The organism is Bacillus sp. 7_6_55CFAA_CT2, assembly GCF_000238655.1.
GTDB lineage: Bacteria > Bacillota > Bacilli > Bacillales > Bacillaceae_G > Bacillus_A > Bacillus_A cereus.
On sequence record NZ_JH414708.1, the window covers coordinates 1,150,579 to 1,167,380 of the forward strand.

Here is a 16,802-nt window from a genome sequence, read left to right on the forward strand (position 1 = left end):
TATTGTAAAGTCGTAAAAATTGACGTTACTATCTAAAAGTAAGTATGATGCGATTATAGTAAGATTTTTTAGGGGGAAGAAAAATGACAAGTTCAAGTAATAAAGCAGCGAGTATTTATGAAGGAACAAATGTAAATGCTGGGGGATTTTTTGAAAACGTTGAAGAAACAAAGTTGTTTAATCCAATTCAAGTTGGAACTTGGTCTCTTCGTAATCGTATAGCGATGGCACCGATGACAAGATGCTTTGCAGATAATGAGACTGGAGCAGTTGGTGCTGATGTAGTGGAGTACTACAGAAAACGTGCTGCGGATGGAATTGGACTAATTATTACAGAAGGAATTGTCATTAGTCCGAGAGCAAAAGGAAACCCAGGAGTACCAGGTATTTATACACAAGAACAAATCGATTCTTGGAAACCTGTTACAGAGGCAGTACATAAAGAAGGCGGGACGATTATTGCTCAAATATGGCATGTTGGGCGTATGAGTCATCATGAAATAATTGGTGGTCAAATGCCACAAGCACCGTCGGCTATCGCTGCAGAGGGGAATGTTCCACGCTTTCGTAAACCGTTTGATACGCCAGAAGCAATGACGTTAGAAGAAATACAAGAAGTGATCGGTCAATACGCACAAGCTGCGAAAAATGCGATCGAAGCTGGATTTGATGGAGTAGAAATTCACGGTGCACACGGATATTTAATCGATCAATTTACGTATGAGTTTGCGAATAAGCGAACAGATAAATATGGCGGTGATTTAAAACAAAGGTTAACGTTTATGAAAGAAGTAACGGCGGCTGTAATAGAAGCTGTTGGAGCTAATAAAACACTTCTTCGTTTCTCTGCTTTCAAAGGTGATAATCCTACTTATATGTGGGAAAACCCTGAGTTTGCAATTGAAACGTTCATAAATATGTTTAAAGAGGTTGGGCTAACGATGATCCATCCTTCAACGATGAATTATACGCAAGAGATTGCTGATGGAAAGAATTTTCATCAACTAGTAAGAAAATATTGGGATGGTACGATTGTTGGGGTTGGTAATTTAAATCCGAAAGAGGCCGAAGAAGCGTTGCAAGAAGGAACGATTGATGTAGCGGCATTCGGAAGACCGTTAATTGCTAATCCAGACTTTGTTCATCGAATTAAACACGCTGAAAGTTTAGTTGAATATGACGCGAAAGAGCATCTTGCTACGTTAGTATGAATAAAGATAAAAGGAGAGCACGTCGAGTGTTCTCCTTTTATTATGGAACTTCATAGGGGGAAGCGGGATGAGTGAAACGCTACTCGTTATTATTAGTATATTACTATTTTTAATGTTGCTTTTAATCGTCTTTTTTATCATTACATTTTTTATAAAAAAACGAACACACCATTCTATTTTAAAATTACATCCGTACTTAGGAAGAATGCGCTACTTACTGGAAAAGATAGGGCCTGAATTTCGACAATATTGGTTTGATCATGATACGGATGGAAAGCCTTTCTCACGTTATGATTTTCAAAGTGTTATGTTTTTAGCGAAATATCGCTCTGAAATACTTGGTTTTGGATCAAAACGAGATTTTGAAGCTTCTGGATATTATATTGCTAATACATTATTTCCGATATTAACTGAGGAATTAAGTGTGAATCTCACGCAAGAGCGGGAAGGTAAAAAGTACGTGATTCATAAAGAAGGGTTATTTTCAAGAAGAGAAAAATTGACAGCGGATACAACGAATCTTTGGCTGTACGAAGAAGATGATGCAATTATAGTCGGTGAGAACCGTAAATATCCGTGGAAGCTACATGGCATGTTTGGTGCATCTGCGACTTCTTACGGTGCGATTGGAGAAAATTATATTTTAGCGAGTGGTTTTGGAGCAAAAATGGCAGGCGGATCGTGGATTAATACGGGTGAAGGTGGCGTTATTCCAGAACATTTACATACAGGAGCGAATATCGTTGCGCAAATTGGTCCAGGGTTATTTGGATACCGTGATGAAGACGGTAATTTTTCAATGGGAAAATTCATGGAGAAAGCGAAAGAAAGTAATATTAGAGCATTCGAATTGAAATTTGGGCAAGGTGCTAAAATACGTGGTGGTCATTTAGAGGGACAAAAAGTAAATGAGAAAATTGCTTTTGTTCGCAACGTCCGAAAGGGAGAGACGATTAATTCACCGAATCGATTTTCATTTTTAAAGAATGCAGCGGATACACTTTGTTTTATTCAACAGTTGCAAGAAAACAGCGGTAAACCAGTTGGAATGAAAATTGTAATTGGTCAGCAGGAGCCTTTGGAAGATTTAATAAAAACAATGAAAGAACTAAACATTTACCCAGATTTTATTACAATCGACGGTTCAGAAGGCGGGTCAGGGGCAACGTATAAATCGATGGCAGATTGTATGGGACTGCCGCTTATTCCAGCATTACTTACATTTATTGATACAGCAAACCATTATGGTGTCCGTAACAAGTTTAAAGTATTTGCATCGGGTAAATTAATCACACCAGATAAAGTGGCGATTGCTTTAGCGATTGGGGCGGATGCTGTAAGTTCAGCCCGCGGATTTATGATGGCAAGCGGCTGTATTATGGCCCTTCAATGTAATTCTGGCCAATGTCCATCTGGTGTAGCCACGACGAATCCGCATTATCAAAAAGCGTTAGATCCGTATGAGAAGAAGTGGCGAGTCATGAATTATATTATTAGTATGAGATATAGTTTATTTTCATTAGCGGCAGCGGCGGGAGTGAAGAGCCCGCGCCATTTAACTAGAGAGCATATTGTGTTTAAAGACGAGGTGGGGAGAGTAGTTCCACTTTCGGAATTGTTTCCTATAGTAAATCAAACCTAAAAGTATATTTGATATGTAAGATTTTTTAGAGGAATAATCATATTTTTGGAAAAATTAGGAGTATAATAGGGAAGTATTTTTGAAAATGACTATTTTTAGGGAGAGATTCACTTGCAGCAAGGTTCGTACAGTATTACAATTTTTTTACTCGTCATAGGGCTCGTTATATTTAGACGCATGCGCTCTATGAATCGACCAATTAATAATAAAGGAAGACGACTACTATTGCCATTATTCTTTTTATTACCAGGTTTTTCTTTATACGCAGCACCGATACAACTTGCTGGTTGGCAAATTGGTATAGCTGCTGGGATCGGACTGTTATTATCAATTCCACTTATTATTTTAAGTGGGTATGAAGTCAGAGAAGATGGTCAAATTTATGCAAAAAAAAGTATCGCTTTTATTGCTACATTTTTAGTTATCGTTCTTTTACGTGATTATTTTAGAAGACATTTACAAGGTCTAGATCCAAAGTCAATCGGCATTCTTTTCTACACTCTTGCGGTTTGTTATATAGTACCTTGGCGTATTGGATGCTATATGAAATTTCGTAAAGTATATGTAGAGAAAGCGAAATTTGAGACATCAATAAGCTAAAAGTCATACATTTGTATGGCTTTTAGTTTTTAAAATTTATCGGGTAATGGAATGAAAATAAGGTGTGAAAAAACCCTCTTTAATTTTCTGAATATTATTACTTTAATTTCTTGAAAAATCATTGTAATCCACTGGGATAAAGGCGTTTATAAAGGTTTTCACATGTAATGAAAAGTGCTCATTCACTTGAAAGAACAAAAAATGTTTGTTAAGGTAGGGAACCATAAGCGAAAACAAGAAAATAGAAAAAGTCATTTTTCGAAATTTTGAATGGCTTATGGACTAAGGGAGAGATTTGGTGAAGATTGAAATTATGGTTTCGCTTGCTATTTATATGGCAGGTATGTTGTATATCGGATATTGGTCTTATAAGAAGACATCCGATTTATCAGATTATATGTTAGGCGGGAGGGGACTCGGTCCAGCAGTTACAGCTTTATCAGCTGGTGCTTCTGACATGAGTGGTTGGATGTTAATGGGATTACCTGGTGCGATGTATGCAACAGGATTATCAAGTGTATGGATTGCGATAGGTTTATTAATAGGTGCGTATGCAAACTATTTAATCATTGCCCCGCGTTTACGAACGTATACAGAAGTGGCAAATGATTCAATTACGATTCCAGACTTTTTAGAGAATCGGTTTAAAGATCGTACGAAAATACTTCGTTTTGTCTCCGCTGTCGTCATTTTAGTATTTTTCACATTTTATGCGTCGGCTGGTTTAGTTTCGGGTGGACGTTTGTTTGAAAATTCTTTTAACCTTGATTATAAAATTGGTTTATTTGTAACAGTGGGTGTCGTTGTTGCGTATACACTATTTGGTGGCTTTCTAGCCGTAAGTTGGACGGACTTTGTGCAAGGTTGTATTATGTTTATTGCGCTTGTACTAGTGCCAATTGTTGCCTTTACGGATGTCGGTGGTATAACAGAAACATTTAATACCATTAAGCAAGTCGATGCATCGCATTTAGATATGTTTAAAGGAACCACAATACTTGGTATTATTTCATTTTTAGCATGGGGCCTTGGATATTTTGGTCAACCACATATTATTGTCCGCTTTATGGCAATTACCTCTATTAAAGATTTAAAAACTTCTCGTAGAATCGGTATCGGTTGGATGACGATTTCAATTATAGGTGCAATGCTTACTGGTCTAATTGGTATCGCCTATTATGCTAAAAATAATACGACATTACAAGACCCAGAAATGGTCTTTGTAACATTCTCCAATATTTTATTCCATCCGTACATTACAGGATTTTTATTATCAGCTATTTTGGCTTCGATTATGAGTAGTATTTCCTCACAATTACTTGTTATTTCAAGTGCAGTAACGGAAGACTTCTATAAAACATTTTTCCGTCGTAATGCAAGTGACAAAGAACTTGTATTTATCGGTAGATTGTCAGTATTAGTAGTAGCTATGATCGCAGTTGTTTTAGCGTATCATCCAAGTGATACAATTTTAACACTTGTCGGTTATGCTTGGGCTGGATTTGGTTCAGCGTTCGGACCAGCCATTTTATTAAGTTTATATTGGAAAAGGACGAATAAATGGGGCGTTCTTGCAGGTATGATTGTTGGTGCAGTAGTTGTTATAGCATGGGTACAAATTCCAAGTTTAAAAGCAATTATGTATGAAATGGTACCTGGATTCTTCTGTAGTTTATTAACTGTTATTGTTGTAAGTTTATTAACGAAAGAACCCGTTAAGGCAGTTCATCGTGAATTTAATGAGATGGAAGCAGTACTGGAAGAAGAAAAGAAATGATTTGCAAAAAGAGTAAACGGTGAATAGCGTTTACTCTTTTTACATGTAAAATGAAAGTAAGGACTTATTGACAATAAAAAATAAGTAACTTATAATAAATCTTAAGTTCGAGATAAATAATGTTCATAATAAAAATTTATTATGGTTATAAATCGAACAAATATTTTTTACGAATTATCTTGAATTCAAGATAATTCAATAGATTAGACACCGATACGTAATTTTGTAATTAATATCTCGAATTCGAGATAAAATTATAATGACGGATTTTACTTTGTAGCATGGACAAAATGAATAATGAACTTAAATGTAAAAGAATTTTTATAATGAAATAAAAAAGGAGTGGAAGAAATGGAAAAGAAAACAATGGGAATCCATCATATTACAGCGATTGTAGGGCATCCACAAGAAAATGTAGACTTTTATGCTGGTGTATTGGGGTTACGTTTAGTGAAACAAACAGTGAATTTTGATGATCCAGGTACGTACCATCTTTATTTTGGAAATGAAGGAGGAAAGCCTGGAACAATTATTACGTTTTTCCCATGGGCAGGTGCTCGTCAAGGTATTATTGGAGATGGTCAAGTAGGAATTACGTCTTACGTTGTACCAAAAGGTGCAATGGAGTTTTGGGAAAATAGATTAGAAAAATTCGATGTTTCGTATACAAAAATGACTCGTTTTGGAGAGCAGTATTTAGAATTTGATGATCCGCATGGTTTGCATATAGAATTAGTTGAAAGAGAAAAAGGCGAATTAAATAATTGGAGTTTTGGAGAAGTTACACCAGAAGTAGCAATTAAAGGGTTTGGAGGTGCTGTTCTTTTATCTACACAGCCTCAAAAAACAGCTGAATTGTTAGAACATATTATGGGTCTTGAAAAAATTGGAGAAGAGGGTGAATTTGTTCGATTCCGTTCTTCTGCTGACATTGGAAATATTATTGATTTGAAATTATCAACAATCGGTCGTGGCCAAATGGGCGTTGGCACAGTTCACCATATTGCCTGGAGAGCGAGTGACGATGCTGATCAGCTAGACTGGAAAGAGCATGTGTCGCGTTTTGGATATCACGTAACTCCTGTACAAGATCGAAATTATTTTAACGCGATTTATTTTAGAGAACATGGTGAAATCTTATTTGAAATTGCAACAGATCCTCCTGGTTTCGCTCATGATGAATCGTTAGAGACGATGGGTGAGGAATTAAAGTTACCGGAACAATATGAACAACATAGAAAACAGATTGAACAAACGCTTTTACCATTTGAAGTGAGAAATTTAGATTAAAGTGATTGAAGGGGGAACAGGATTATGATGAAACATGTTTTTCAAAAAGGAAAAGATACGTCAAAACCAGTGTTGTTATTACTTCATGGCACAGGTGGTAATGAATTAGATTTACTACCACTTGCAGAAATAGTTGATCCGGAAGCGTCGGTATTAAGCGTTAGGGGAAATGTGTTAGAGAATGGGATGCCGCGTTTCTTCCGCCGATTAGCAGAGGGCATTTTTGATGAAGAGGATTTAATTTTCCGTACGAAGGAATTAAATGAATTTTTAGATGAAGCGGCTAAAGAATATAAATTCGATAGAAATAACATTGTAGCTATCGGTTATTCGAATGGGGCAAATATCGCAGCAAGCTTATTATTCCATTACGAAAATGCATTGAAAGGTGCTGTGCTTCATCACCCAATGGTACCAAGAAGAGGAATGCAATTAGCAAATTTAGCAGGGAAATCTGTGTTTATTGCTGCTGGGACAAATGACCCAATTTGTTCATCAGCAGAGTCAGAGGAATTGAAGATACTATTAGAAAATGCAAACGCGAATGTAACAATGCATTGGGAAAATCGAGGGCATCAATTAACGATGGGTGAAGTAGAAAAAGCAAAAGAGTGGTATGACAAAGCATTTTAAAAAAGAAGCATCTGCTAACGATTAGCAGATGCTTCTTTTTTATTTAAGACTGGATTGCAAGATGAGATGAAGAAAGTGGTAGCTCAATATCAACAATTGTACCTTCATTTAATTCGCTTGAAATGTGTAATTTACCATGATGTTCTTCAATTATTTTGTAACACATCATTAATCCTAGTCCTGTGCCTTTTTCTTTTAAACTATAAAAAGGTTCGCCTAGACGGGAGATACGATCTTCTGGAATGCCACAACCTTCATCGATAATTCGTATTAAGATGAAATTATCCTCTAATGGTTTTGTTTGGATGAAAATATTTCCGCCATTTGGCATCGCTTCTATCGCATTTTTTAATATGTTTATAAAAACTTGTTTTAATTGGTTGCCGTCACATTGAATATCATATACGTAATCAAAATGATCCATGATGATATGAACGCTATGCATAATTGCAGTCGGTAAAATAAATGTAACTACCTCTTCAATTAAAGTTTGTATGTTACAAGTTTGGATAGATAATACTTGTGGCTTAGACATCGCCATAAATTGACTCGTGATGGATTCCATTTGTGAAATCTCACTTAACATAACATCGATATACCATTTTTGCTCCTCATTTATTTCAGGGAGGAGCAATGTTAGAAAACCCTTTAGGGAAGTGAGTGGATTCCGAATTTCATGGGCAATTCCAGCTGTCAGTTGTCCGACTACTGCGAGCTTCTCAGATTTTCGTAGTAACTTTTCAGTTTCTTTTAGCTCAGTAACATCTCTCCCCATCACGATAAGACCTTTGCGAGAACCATCAGGATGATAAAGCGGAACTTTTGATATACTTAAGATTAAATCGAAATCATCTCTATGTATAATAAATTCCTCGCCATGAAGAATTTGTCTTTGTTGCCATGCTAGTTCATCGACTTCTTCACAATGTAAAAAAGCTTCTCGGTATGCTTCATTATATTGAATGAGTTCGCTATCTTTTTTCCCGTGGTAAGGTACATGATGGAAGTTGAAGCAAGAAAGTGCGTAGTCATTTGCCTCAAGCCAGCGCCCTTCATGATCTTTAAATATAACAAACGCAGGCATGGAGTTTACTAATGTACGTAATCTCTTCTCACTTTCTTTTAGCATATTCTCAATTCTTTCTGATTTTTCAAGTGGCTTCATAATAGCGTATACACCAGTAAGACGATTTTGAACAAAAATAGGAACTAGTTTTGTCACAACATCTAATAAGAATCCATTTTTATGATAAATAGATAAGATATACTCTTGTTGATTATCCGCTTCAGTATTCTTTATATTTTGTAATACTTGCTCAGAAATATGGGCTCCTAAAATAGAGGTAATATTTTTCTGTTCTAATTCTAAAGAAGTGTAACCTAATATTCTTTCGGCAGAAGGATTTATATGTAGAATAACTCCTTCTAAATTTAATGAAATAATACTATCAGGATTATGTTCGAACAGAGATGCGTACATTTCTGTTAATGAACGATCTTGTATATGGTTTCGCAAACGTCTAGAAATGTTCGGATGACGTTTTTTTTGAGTTGGTGAATATTTTTTACGACTCATAATAGTTCCTCCGTACAAATAGCATCTAAAAAGATTTGTCTATTCATAACTATAATATAGATGTGATGTGTATTTCTATAAAAAATGGAAGTTATAGAATAAATTTTGTTTTTTATTTTTTTTGCAAAGTGAATGCAGGATGGTAATAAGGGGAACTTATATTGTTTTATAACCCTTTTGTAAGTTACAGACGGCTGTTTTCCGTATAACATTAGGGTAGAGGAGGGGGAGAGAAAATGAAAAATTATATTCAAGGGATTGATCACGTGCAAGTAGCTGCACCTGTAGAGTGTGAAGAAGAGGCGCGTGATTTTTATGGGAATAAAATTGGTATGGTAGAAATTCCAAAGCCAGAAGAGTTGAAAAAACGAGGTGGATGTTGGTTTAAATGTGGAAATCAAGAAATCCATATTGGTGTCGAGCGGAACTTTACACCAGCTAAAAAGGCTCATCCAGCTTTTTATGTGAATGAAATTAATGAATTTAAGCAAACACTTATAGAGCAAGGTGTAAAAGTGATTGATGATTATGCACGGCCAGATGTAATTCGATTTTACGTATCAGACCCGTTTGGAAACAGAATTGAATTTATGCAAAATAAAGACTAGGTGTATTCCCACCTAGTCTTTAACTTCTTCTGAAAAGTCCTAACACTTCTACAGTTTCTGTAATATTAACGAATGCATTCGGGTCAATTTCAGAAATTGTAAGTTTCATACTTGCTAATTCTTCACGAGAAACAACCGTCATAAGTACACGCTTTTTCTCGCTTGAATAAGCGCCTTCGCCATCAAGTAACGTTATTCCACGTACAACAGTTGAAAGAAGTTGTTTTTTCATTTTTTCTGCTTCATTTGTTACAATCATAAGTGTAACTTTACGATGTTTTGTATGAACAGCATCAATTACTTTACCAGTTACATAAATTGAAAGTAAGCTTGTAAGTGCAACATCCCAAGTGAAGAAGAATCCTGCGATTATTACAACGACTGCATTTAAAACAATAAGGAATCCGCCAAGTTTAATGTCTCGCTTGCGGGATAAAAGCATACCGATAATATCAAATCCACCAGTGGATCCATTACAGTTAAAAACAAGACCAATACCAGCTCCGGCGATGACACCTCCGAAGATAGAAGATAACAATGGATCTGTTGCTACGACTTTTACTGGAACGTAGTATAATGCAACAGATAATACAACTACAGAGACAACTGTGTTAAAAATTACTTTTTTTCCAAGGCCTATGTACCCTAAAATAAGGATAGGTAAGTTTAATACAAAGTTAATAATGCCTGTGTTTACAGGGGTTACAATCCCTAAAATAATAGCAATTCCGCCAATTCCACTACTTAAAATTTTGTGGGGGATAAGGAAAAGATTAAAGGCAACCGCAATAATAATAGAACCGATAATAACACCAAGGAATCTGACCATTTCTTTCCCATCCTTCACTGAAAAATTCATATTATTTCAAGATTATATATGATATTGAAAGTTTTGGGTAAAAACAGTTTATTTTGGTAAATTAGATTAATCGAAAGAATTTGAGTATTTTATCATTTGAAAGGGGATACAGTTGTGAAGATAAAAACATATCAACAGAAAAGCCCGTTGAAGCAAGAATGTGAGGATTCTTATTTTTGTAATAAAGATAAAAAGATTTATGGTGTATGTGACGGTGCAACACCACTTGTCCCGTTTCGTGATGAAAATGGACATAATGGAGCATACATCGCTTCGCATTTATTTGCAAGTTATTTTACTGCATTACGAGAGAATCATAGTTTACAATTTGCAGTTGCCAAAGCAAATGAAGCATTGCAAAGCAAAATGTTAGAATATGAAGTAGACACGGGGAAAAAAGAGCATTTGTGGTGCACATGTATCGCGGCAGTTCAAATAGTTGGTGAGAAAATTGAATATGCACAATTAGGGGACTGTATGATTGTCGCAACTTTTCAAAATGGAACGATGCAAGTATTAACGAAAGACACAGTTGAAGGAATTAGTAAACGAGCAAAAAGGAAGAGGGAAGAAAATCGTAAAAAAGGGTTATCTGTACCAGAAGAATATGTTTTTCAAGATGTGCGAGAACAGTTAAAATACAATCGTTATCTTGCAAATATGCCAAATGGTTATTCAGTTGCAAATGGAATGAAAGAAGCGATACATTATTTACAACATGGTGAATTACATATAGATGAAGTGAGTGGAATTTTTATTTGTTCAGACGGGTTATTCCACCCAGATTGGTCATTAGAACAAACTGTTGCATATATAAGAAAGAATAGTATAAACGAATATGTAGCAATCATTGAAGAGCTAGAAGCGGAAAAGAGAATAAGGCCAGATGATAAAACGATTATTATGATTGATTTTTAAGAGGAGGCAGTTCAAATGGAAATTAAATGTGTCAATCTAACATTTCAAGATGAATTAGTTCCTTTAGAAAAAGTAAATCAACTGATTATTCACCATACAGCTGAAGATGGATGGAACGTGTATAAAACGCATGAATTTCATCAAAAAGTACGGGGGTGGAGCGGGATTGGTTACAATTATTTTATTGAAGAAGATGGAACTGTAGTGGAAGGACGAGGTTTACATATTGGAGCGCATGCGAAAGACCATAACCGTTATACAATTGGAATATGTATGACGGGAAATTTCGATAAATACGATCCAACTCCTGCACAAGTGAATGCATTATATTCTTTATGCAAAATGTTTATGAAGCAATTTGCTATAAAGGAAAAAAATATACTAGGTCATAGGGAGTTAGAAGGAGTTACAAAAAGCTGTCCTGGTAATCGTTTTTCTATGGTAGAGTTAAGGAAGATATTATCTTAAATATAGAGGAGTAACAACGATGATGAATATAAAAATACCAAATGATAAAAAAGAAGAGCTTGTAGCGGAAATTCAGCAATTTTTCATGGAAGAAGATCTAGATGAAATTGGACGTTTCCAAGCAGAGCGTTTAATAGAAGAAATGATTAAATTAGTTGGACCATTTGCATACAATCAAGCAATTGGAGATGCAAGAAAGCTTGTAAGTGAGAAATTAACGAATATCGAAGAAGATTTATACGTGTTAGAGAAGAATGAAGGGAAATAAAAAAAGAGCCGATGGGCTCTTTTTTATTTTTCTTTCTTATGTTCCTTATATTCATGTATTTTTTCTTTCACATTACCAACTGTATCTTTGGAGGTGCCTTTCACCTTATCCCATTTTCCTTCAGCTTGTAATTTCTTATTGTCAGTTACTTTCCCGACAACTTCTTTTACTTCACCTTTTACCTTATCAATGGCACCTTCTACTTTTTCTTTTAAACCATGATCATGTTTAGTCATACATTTCTCCTCCTTGTAGTTTGATTAGAATTCTCTTTTCATATTGCAAGTTGAATGATGTATCTAGTAATAGCGTAACAAATCTAGTTGGAATATTCAAATGATTAATAGGATAGAAAAGGAATTGTCATAAAATGTTTAAAAATGTAACGGAAGGAGAAAGAAAGTAAATTATAATATGTCTTTTGCGGTCCATATTGATTTTGTATAAGCAATTTTCATATGGGCCCGTTCCATGTTATTTTGACTGCGGCTACCAAAGCGGGCTTGGCCAACTATTAAATGACAATTTGTCGCTATAGCTTTTTCTATTCTTTTTTGAATTAATGCAGTATGACAGCCGTTACGTTGAAATTCTGGCAAAGTAGCAGAAGCAGCTAATGATGCGACACCCTTATTTATATACAGGACACCAATACTAGCAGGGATATTTTGAACTTCAGCTATGAAAAAATGCCATCCTGGTTCATTGTAAAGAATTTCATTATTTTGGCGCACACCATCTGTTGTAAAGGATGGCATATTAAATCCACGTACATAAATGTCTGCAAAAATATCAAAATCATTTTCTTTTAGTTTTCGTATTGTAATATTAGAAGGAAGAAGTGATGAACCCTCTCTCGGTATACTATACAAAGCAGTATGGAAGCTAGATTGATAAAACCCTTTTTGAGATAAGTATTGAAATAATTCAGTTGTACCTTGTGCTGGGGTAATTTCAAAACGACAAGTGATTTGTAGTGATTGATAATAAGAGATAATTTCATCTAACTCATCTGTATTTGTAAATGTAATACCTTTTACCGTATTAAAAGCAGGACCAGCAATTATTTTTGATGAAAAGGCAGTGGCACTACCGAATTTTTTCATTTGCACTTGCATTGGGTTTCCGCTCATTGTTTGTAGTCTCTCTAATTTAGAAGAGAGCATATCAATTTCTGCATTTTCAATTTCTGTTGCCATATCGAGTGTCATAACAGTAGTCATAAAATTCCTCCGTTAATAAATATATTTCATAGTACATATACGATTTTTGTTTTGAGATTCCTGTTGAAATGTGAGAGAATAAGAGGTTTTTTGGAAGGGAAATGGAAGTGAACTGTCGAAGGGAGTAGAAACAGATTAAAGGTGGTGCTCTCATGAAACAAAAAGCCGTGCAGACATGCTCTAATTGTGGTTCTCAAAATATAGGAGAAGGTGAGTTTGTCGGATATGCACAAATACGAAAAAAGGAAACGATGTTCACATCTTCGCCGGTGGATGCTTATATTTGTACAGATTGTGGGAATATCCTTTTATTAAAGGTAAGGAATTATGAAAGGTTTAAACAGAAACCGTTATGATTATTGAGAAGTGGTCATATCCAACTTTGTATACGAAACAACTTATGTTAAGGAAAATGAATATGAGTGATAGTTTACATATATATGAGTATGCTACAGATAAAGAGATGACAACTTTTACTGTATGGGATGCTCATCGATCGTTATGTGACACATATAACTATATAGAAGAAATTGTGGGTCAGTACAATGGAGGGCAAGTAGCACCTCTTGGAATTGTATTAAAAGAGGAAAAAAACTTATAGGCACGTGTGGATTTATAAAATATGATTTGGTCACACATACAGCAGAAATTGCATACGCCTTATCTCGAAAATATTGGGGAAGAGGATTAGCTACGGAGGCTGTGTTAGTTTTTTTCTACTATGGTTTTCATGAATTGCATCTTAATAGTATTGAAGCGGGATGTGATTCAGAAAATGAAGCATCTGAAAAATTAATGAAACGTTTGAATATGGAGTACAAATATACAATTCAGAAGGATATGTTTATTAAAGGTAAGAATCGTGATACAAAAAGGTATTTTATATCTAGAGAAAGATATATGAATCAATGAAATATCTTACATTGAAAACTCCTTTAAATGAATTAAGGAGTTTTTTTATTTTGATAACAACAAATGGACTATTAGGAAGCGCTATTTTTATTAACGTTCTAAGTATAGAAAAAAACGCTAAATAACACATTCGCAACCGTAAGTTGACAAAGTGCAACCGCGGGAAGATAGAGATAAAGGCAATGTTTACATACAATTTAGGTAAGAAAACAAAGGGGGACACACATATGGGATTTGGTGAAAAGCTTTTTAAATTAAGAAAGGAAAAGGGCCTTTCTCAAGAAGCATTAGCTGAAAAATTAAACACAACAAGGCAAGCGGTTAGTAAATGGGAAAACGGTCAAGGTTTTCCTGAAACTGAAAAGTTAATAATGATTGGAAATGTTTTTGAAGTATCACTCGACTATTTATTAAAAGAAACTGCAGAGCAAAGTAATGAAAATGTGGATGGCTATTACGTAAGTCAGGAAATGGCAGAAGGGTATATAGTGTACGGACAAAAGATTTCAAAATATATAGCGTTAGGGTTTAGTTTGCTTATTTTGTCTACAATACCGTATCTATTATTTAAAGAAAATGCAACAATGTCGACATTTCTTGTCATTATCATTGCTGTTCTTGGAATTGGAGCAATGATGGCACCTGTAACGATAGAAGAGAGTCGATACAATGTATTGAAAAAGGAAGAACTACTATTTGATCAAAACTTTCTAAAAGAATTGACAAAAAGATATGTGATTATTAAGAAGAAGTATGCTGCGGTAATGATCGTTGGATTTTGTTTTATAGCAGCAGGCGCGATCCCGTTTTTGTTTGAGAAAAAGCATATCACTTCAGGGGAATTAGTTCAGTATTATCCGTACTGTGTTGTACTTATTGCTATCGGAGTTTATCTTTTTGTTCGTGTGTTAGGAGTATGGGAGATATATCGAATTTTAGTAGAAAATAAGGAATACAGTAATCGTTTTATTTTTAAACTGAAAAAGAAAGTAAGAAAAAAGGTAGATAGTTTATAAAAGATAAAAAACATGTTTCGAATCAATGTATTCAAAACATGTTTTTTCTGAATTATTTCCAAAGAAATAATTCAGAAAAAACAGAAAAATTTCGTAACCATTTGCGGAATTCTGTTATAATAAACGAAAAATGAAAACGCTTTAAAGGGGGATATAACCAATATGATGATGAATGTACCGCTAACAATTAGTTCTATGATGGAAAGAGCAGAGAAACTGTTTTCGAAGAAAGAAATTGTTTCACGGACACATGATACAGTTACAACGTTAACGTATAAGCAGTTAGGGGAAAGGACGAGAAGACTTTCCAGTGCGTTGAAAAAGCTTGGAATTAAAGAAGGTGAACGTGTAGGAACGTTAGCGTGGAACCATCATCGACATGTAGAAGCGTATTTTGCTATTCCAGGTATTGCTTCTGTTTTGCACACGATTAATATTCGTTTATCTCCTCAACATATTTCATACATTATTCAGCACGCAGAAGACCGAATTCTACTTATAGATGAAGATCTCGTACCGCTCGTTGAAAATATTCAATCACAATTATCAACTGTACAAGCTTACATTATTATGACTGATAAAGATGAACTTCCAAATACTATGCTGGAGCCTGTATATCATTATGAAAAGCTATTAGAAGAAGGCAATCCCAATTTCCAATTTGTAAAAGATATTGATGAAAATACACCTGCTGGTATGTGTTATACGTCAGCGACTACAGGAAACCCAAAAGGTGTTGTATATACGCATCGTAGTACTGTATTGCATTGTATGGCACTCGGTTTAGCGGATACAGCTGCTTTATCGGAAAGTGATGCGGCGATGGCAATTGTACCGATGTTCCATGTGAACGCTTGGGGGCTTCCTTTTGCAGCTACTTGGTTTGGAACTAAACAAGTTCTGCCAGGACCAATGTTTACTCCAAAAATTTTATTAGAGATGATTCAAGCTGAAAAAGTAACGATAGCAGCAGGTGTGCCTACAATTTGGCTCGGTGTATTACAAGAATTAGAAAATAATAGTTACGATTTATCTAGTATAACGAGAATATTATGCGGTGGTGCTGCTGCACCGAAAAGCGTTATTAAAGCATTTGAACAAAAATATAATGTTCCTTTCGTACATGCATATGGTATGACTGAAACAAGCCCACTCGTAACACTTGCACGTTTAAAAAGTTATGAAACAGAATTATCATATGAAGAGCAATTAGAAATCCGCTCAAAACAAGGATATCTTGTCCCTGGTGTAGAGATGAAAGTAGTCGGTACAAATGGTGAAGTGAAGTGGGATGGTACTGAGATGGGAGAATTATGTTTACGAGCACCTTGGATCGCTGAAAGCTATTATAACGATGATCGTACTGTTGAAGGTTTTCGCGATGGATGGTTATATACTGGTGATGTTGTCACAGTGGATGAGGAAGGTTGCGTGAAAATTGTTGACCGTACGAAGGATGTTATTAAAAGCGGAGGAGAATGGATTTCTTCGGTCGATCTTGAAAATGCTTTAATGGCACATGATGCTATATTTGAAGCGGCTGTCGTTGCAGTTCCTCACCCTCAGTGGCAAGAGCGACCAATTGCCTGCGTTGTTCAAAAGAAAAATAGTACGGTTACAAAAGAAGAAATATATGAGTTTTTAAAACCACAATTTGCGAAGTGGTGGTTGCCAGATGATATTGTATTTATGGAAGAAATACCGAAAACATCTGTTGGGAAGTTTTTAAAACAGGCGCTTCGGAAAGAACTGGAGCATTTGCATAGAGAGAAATAAGTGAACTTCTATTTGTAAACTCTAA

Annotated in this window: 17 protein-coding genes and 1 pseudogene; 14 read left to right on the forward strand and 4 right to left on the reverse strand. The window is 35.2% G+C overall.

The features are described from left to right. Positions 1-83: 83 nt before the first annotated feature. From HMPREF1014_RS06185 to HMPREF1014_RS06210, 6 genes are all read left to right on the forward strand, one after another. Positions 84-1,211 (forward strand): alkene reductase, encoded by a 1,128-nt coding sequence (locus HMPREF1014_RS06185; RefSeq protein ID WP_000204591.1) that lies wholly within the window; start codon positions 84-86, stop codon positions 1,209-1,211. A 67-nt stretch (positions 1,212-1,278) separates the two neighbouring features. Then, positions 1,279-2,853 carry an FMN-binding glutamate synthase family protein gene (locus HMPREF1014_RS06190; RefSeq protein WP_000005161.1) on the forward strand — a complete coding sequence of 525 codons (1,575 nt, stop codon included), beginning with the start codon at positions 1,279-1,281 and terminating at the stop codon, positions 2,851-2,853. 111 nt (positions 2,854-2,964) lie between these two features. Beyond that, a complete protein-coding gene (locus HMPREF1014_RS06195) occupies positions 2,965-3,453 on the forward strand; it encodes a cytochrome c biogenesis protein CcdC (protein ID WP_009326621.1) in 489 nt (162 codons plus the stop codon). Positions 3,454-3,751: 298 nt separating this feature from the next. Next, entirely contained in the window at positions 3,752-5,230 is a 1,479-nt protein-coding gene (gene putP, locus HMPREF1014_RS06200; protein ID WP_000687597.1) for a sodium/proline symporter PutP, read from the forward strand. 351 nt (positions 5,231-5,581) lie between these two features. Continuing rightward, on the forward strand, positions 5,582-6,520 hold the full coding sequence (locus HMPREF1014_RS06205; RefSeq protein WP_000412731.1) for a ring-cleaving dioxygenase: 939 nt from the start codon (positions 5,582-5,584) through the stop codon (positions 6,518-6,520). A 24-nt stretch (positions 6,521-6,544) separates the two neighbouring features. Further along, entirely contained in the window at positions 6,545-7,153 is a 609-nt protein-coding gene (locus HMPREF1014_RS06210) for an alpha/beta hydrolase (RefSeq protein WP_000975484.1), read from the forward strand. Between the two features lie 43 nt (positions 7,154-7,196). Here HMPREF1014_RS06210 and HMPREF1014_RS06215 read toward each other — a convergent pair whose 3' ends face one another. Then, entirely contained in the window at positions 7,197-8,729 is a 1,533-nt protein-coding gene (locus HMPREF1014_RS06215; RefSeq protein ID WP_000087657.1) for a BA3702 family sensor histidine kinase, read from the reverse strand. A 236-nt stretch (positions 8,730-8,965) separates the two neighbouring features. Here HMPREF1014_RS06215 and HMPREF1014_RS06220 point away from each other — a divergent pair, with 236 nt between their 5' ends. After that, entirely contained in the window at positions 8,966-9,337 is a 372-nt protein-coding gene (locus tag HMPREF1014_RS06220; RefSeq protein WP_000800767.1) for a VOC family protein, read from the forward strand. 19 nt (positions 9,338-9,356) lie between these two features. Here the strand turns inward: HMPREF1014_RS06220 and HMPREF1014_RS06225 are convergent, their stop codons facing one another. Next, entirely contained in the window at positions 9,357-10,166 is an 810-nt protein-coding gene (locus HMPREF1014_RS06225; protein ID WP_000251347.1) for a YitT family protein, read from the reverse strand. Positions 10,167-10,292: 126 nt separating this feature from the next. Between HMPREF1014_RS06225 and HMPREF1014_RS06230 the strand changes: the two genes are divergently transcribed. The 3 genes from HMPREF1014_RS06230 to HMPREF1014_RS06240 are packed head-to-tail and all read left to right on the forward strand — an operon-like array spanning position 10,293 to position 11,850. Continuing rightward, on the forward strand, positions 10,293-11,114 hold the full coding sequence (locus HMPREF1014_RS06230; RefSeq protein ID WP_009326622.1) for a protein phosphatase 2C domain-containing protein: 822 nt from the start codon (positions 10,293-10,295) through the stop codon (positions 11,112-11,114). Positions 11,115-11,129: 15 nt separating this feature from the next. Further along, entirely contained in the window at positions 11,130-11,582 is a 453-nt protein-coding gene (locus tag HMPREF1014_RS06235; RefSeq protein ID WP_000402977.1) for a peptidoglycan recognition protein family protein, read from the forward strand. A gap of 19 nt (positions 11,583-11,601) precedes the next feature. After that, positions 11,602-11,850, forward strand: coding sequence for a DUF2164 domain-containing protein (locus HMPREF1014_RS06240; RefSeq protein WP_000981063.1), 249 nt, complete (start codon positions 11,602-11,604; stop codon positions 11,848-11,850). A 23-nt stretch (positions 11,851-11,873) separates the two neighbouring features. Here HMPREF1014_RS06240 and HMPREF1014_RS06245 read toward each other — a convergent pair whose 3' ends face one another. Together HMPREF1014_RS06245 and HMPREF1014_RS06250 are read right to left on the reverse strand one after the other, a co-directional pair. Then, positions 11,874-12,086 carry a CsbD family protein gene (locus HMPREF1014_RS06245; RefSeq protein WP_000160415.1) on the reverse strand — a complete coding sequence of 71 codons (213 nt, stop codon included), beginning with the start codon at positions 12,084-12,086 and terminating at the stop codon, positions 11,874-11,876. A 171-nt stretch (positions 12,087-12,257) separates the two neighbouring features. Further along, positions 12,258-13,073 (reverse strand): GNAT family N-acetyltransferase, encoded by an 816-nt coding sequence (locus HMPREF1014_RS06250; protein WP_000214349.1) that lies wholly within the window; start codon positions 13,071-13,073, stop codon positions 12,258-12,260. 152 nt (positions 13,074-13,225) lie between these two features. Between HMPREF1014_RS06250 and HMPREF1014_RS06255 the strand changes: the two genes are divergently transcribed. From HMPREF1014_RS06255 to HMPREF1014_RS06275, 4 genes and pseudogenes are all read left to right on the forward strand, one after another. Beyond that, entirely contained in the window at positions 13,226-13,429 is a 204-nt protein-coding gene (locus HMPREF1014_RS06255) for a hypothetical protein (protein WP_000810193.1), read from the forward strand. Then, positions 13,426-13,985, forward strand: a pseudogene (locus HMPREF1014_RS31015) (GNAT family N-acetyltransferase). Before HMPREF1014_RS06255 ends, HMPREF1014_RS31015 begins: the two are co-directional and overlap by 4 nt. Positions 13,986-14,212: 227 nt before the next feature. After that, positions 14,213-15,001 (forward strand): helix-turn-helix domain-containing protein, encoded by a 789-nt coding sequence (locus HMPREF1014_RS06270; protein ID WP_000505614.1) that lies wholly within the window; start codon positions 14,213-14,215, stop codon positions 14,999-15,001. A gap of 162 nt (positions 15,002-15,163) precedes the next feature. Further along, the gene (locus HMPREF1014_RS06275; protein ID WP_000980203.1) at positions 15,164-16,777 is read left to right on the forward strand and encodes a long-chain fatty acid--CoA ligase; all 1,614 of its coding nucleotides are present in this window, start codon (positions 15,164-15,166) and stop codon (positions 16,775-16,777) included. Positions 16,778-16,802 lie beyond the last annotated feature (25 nt).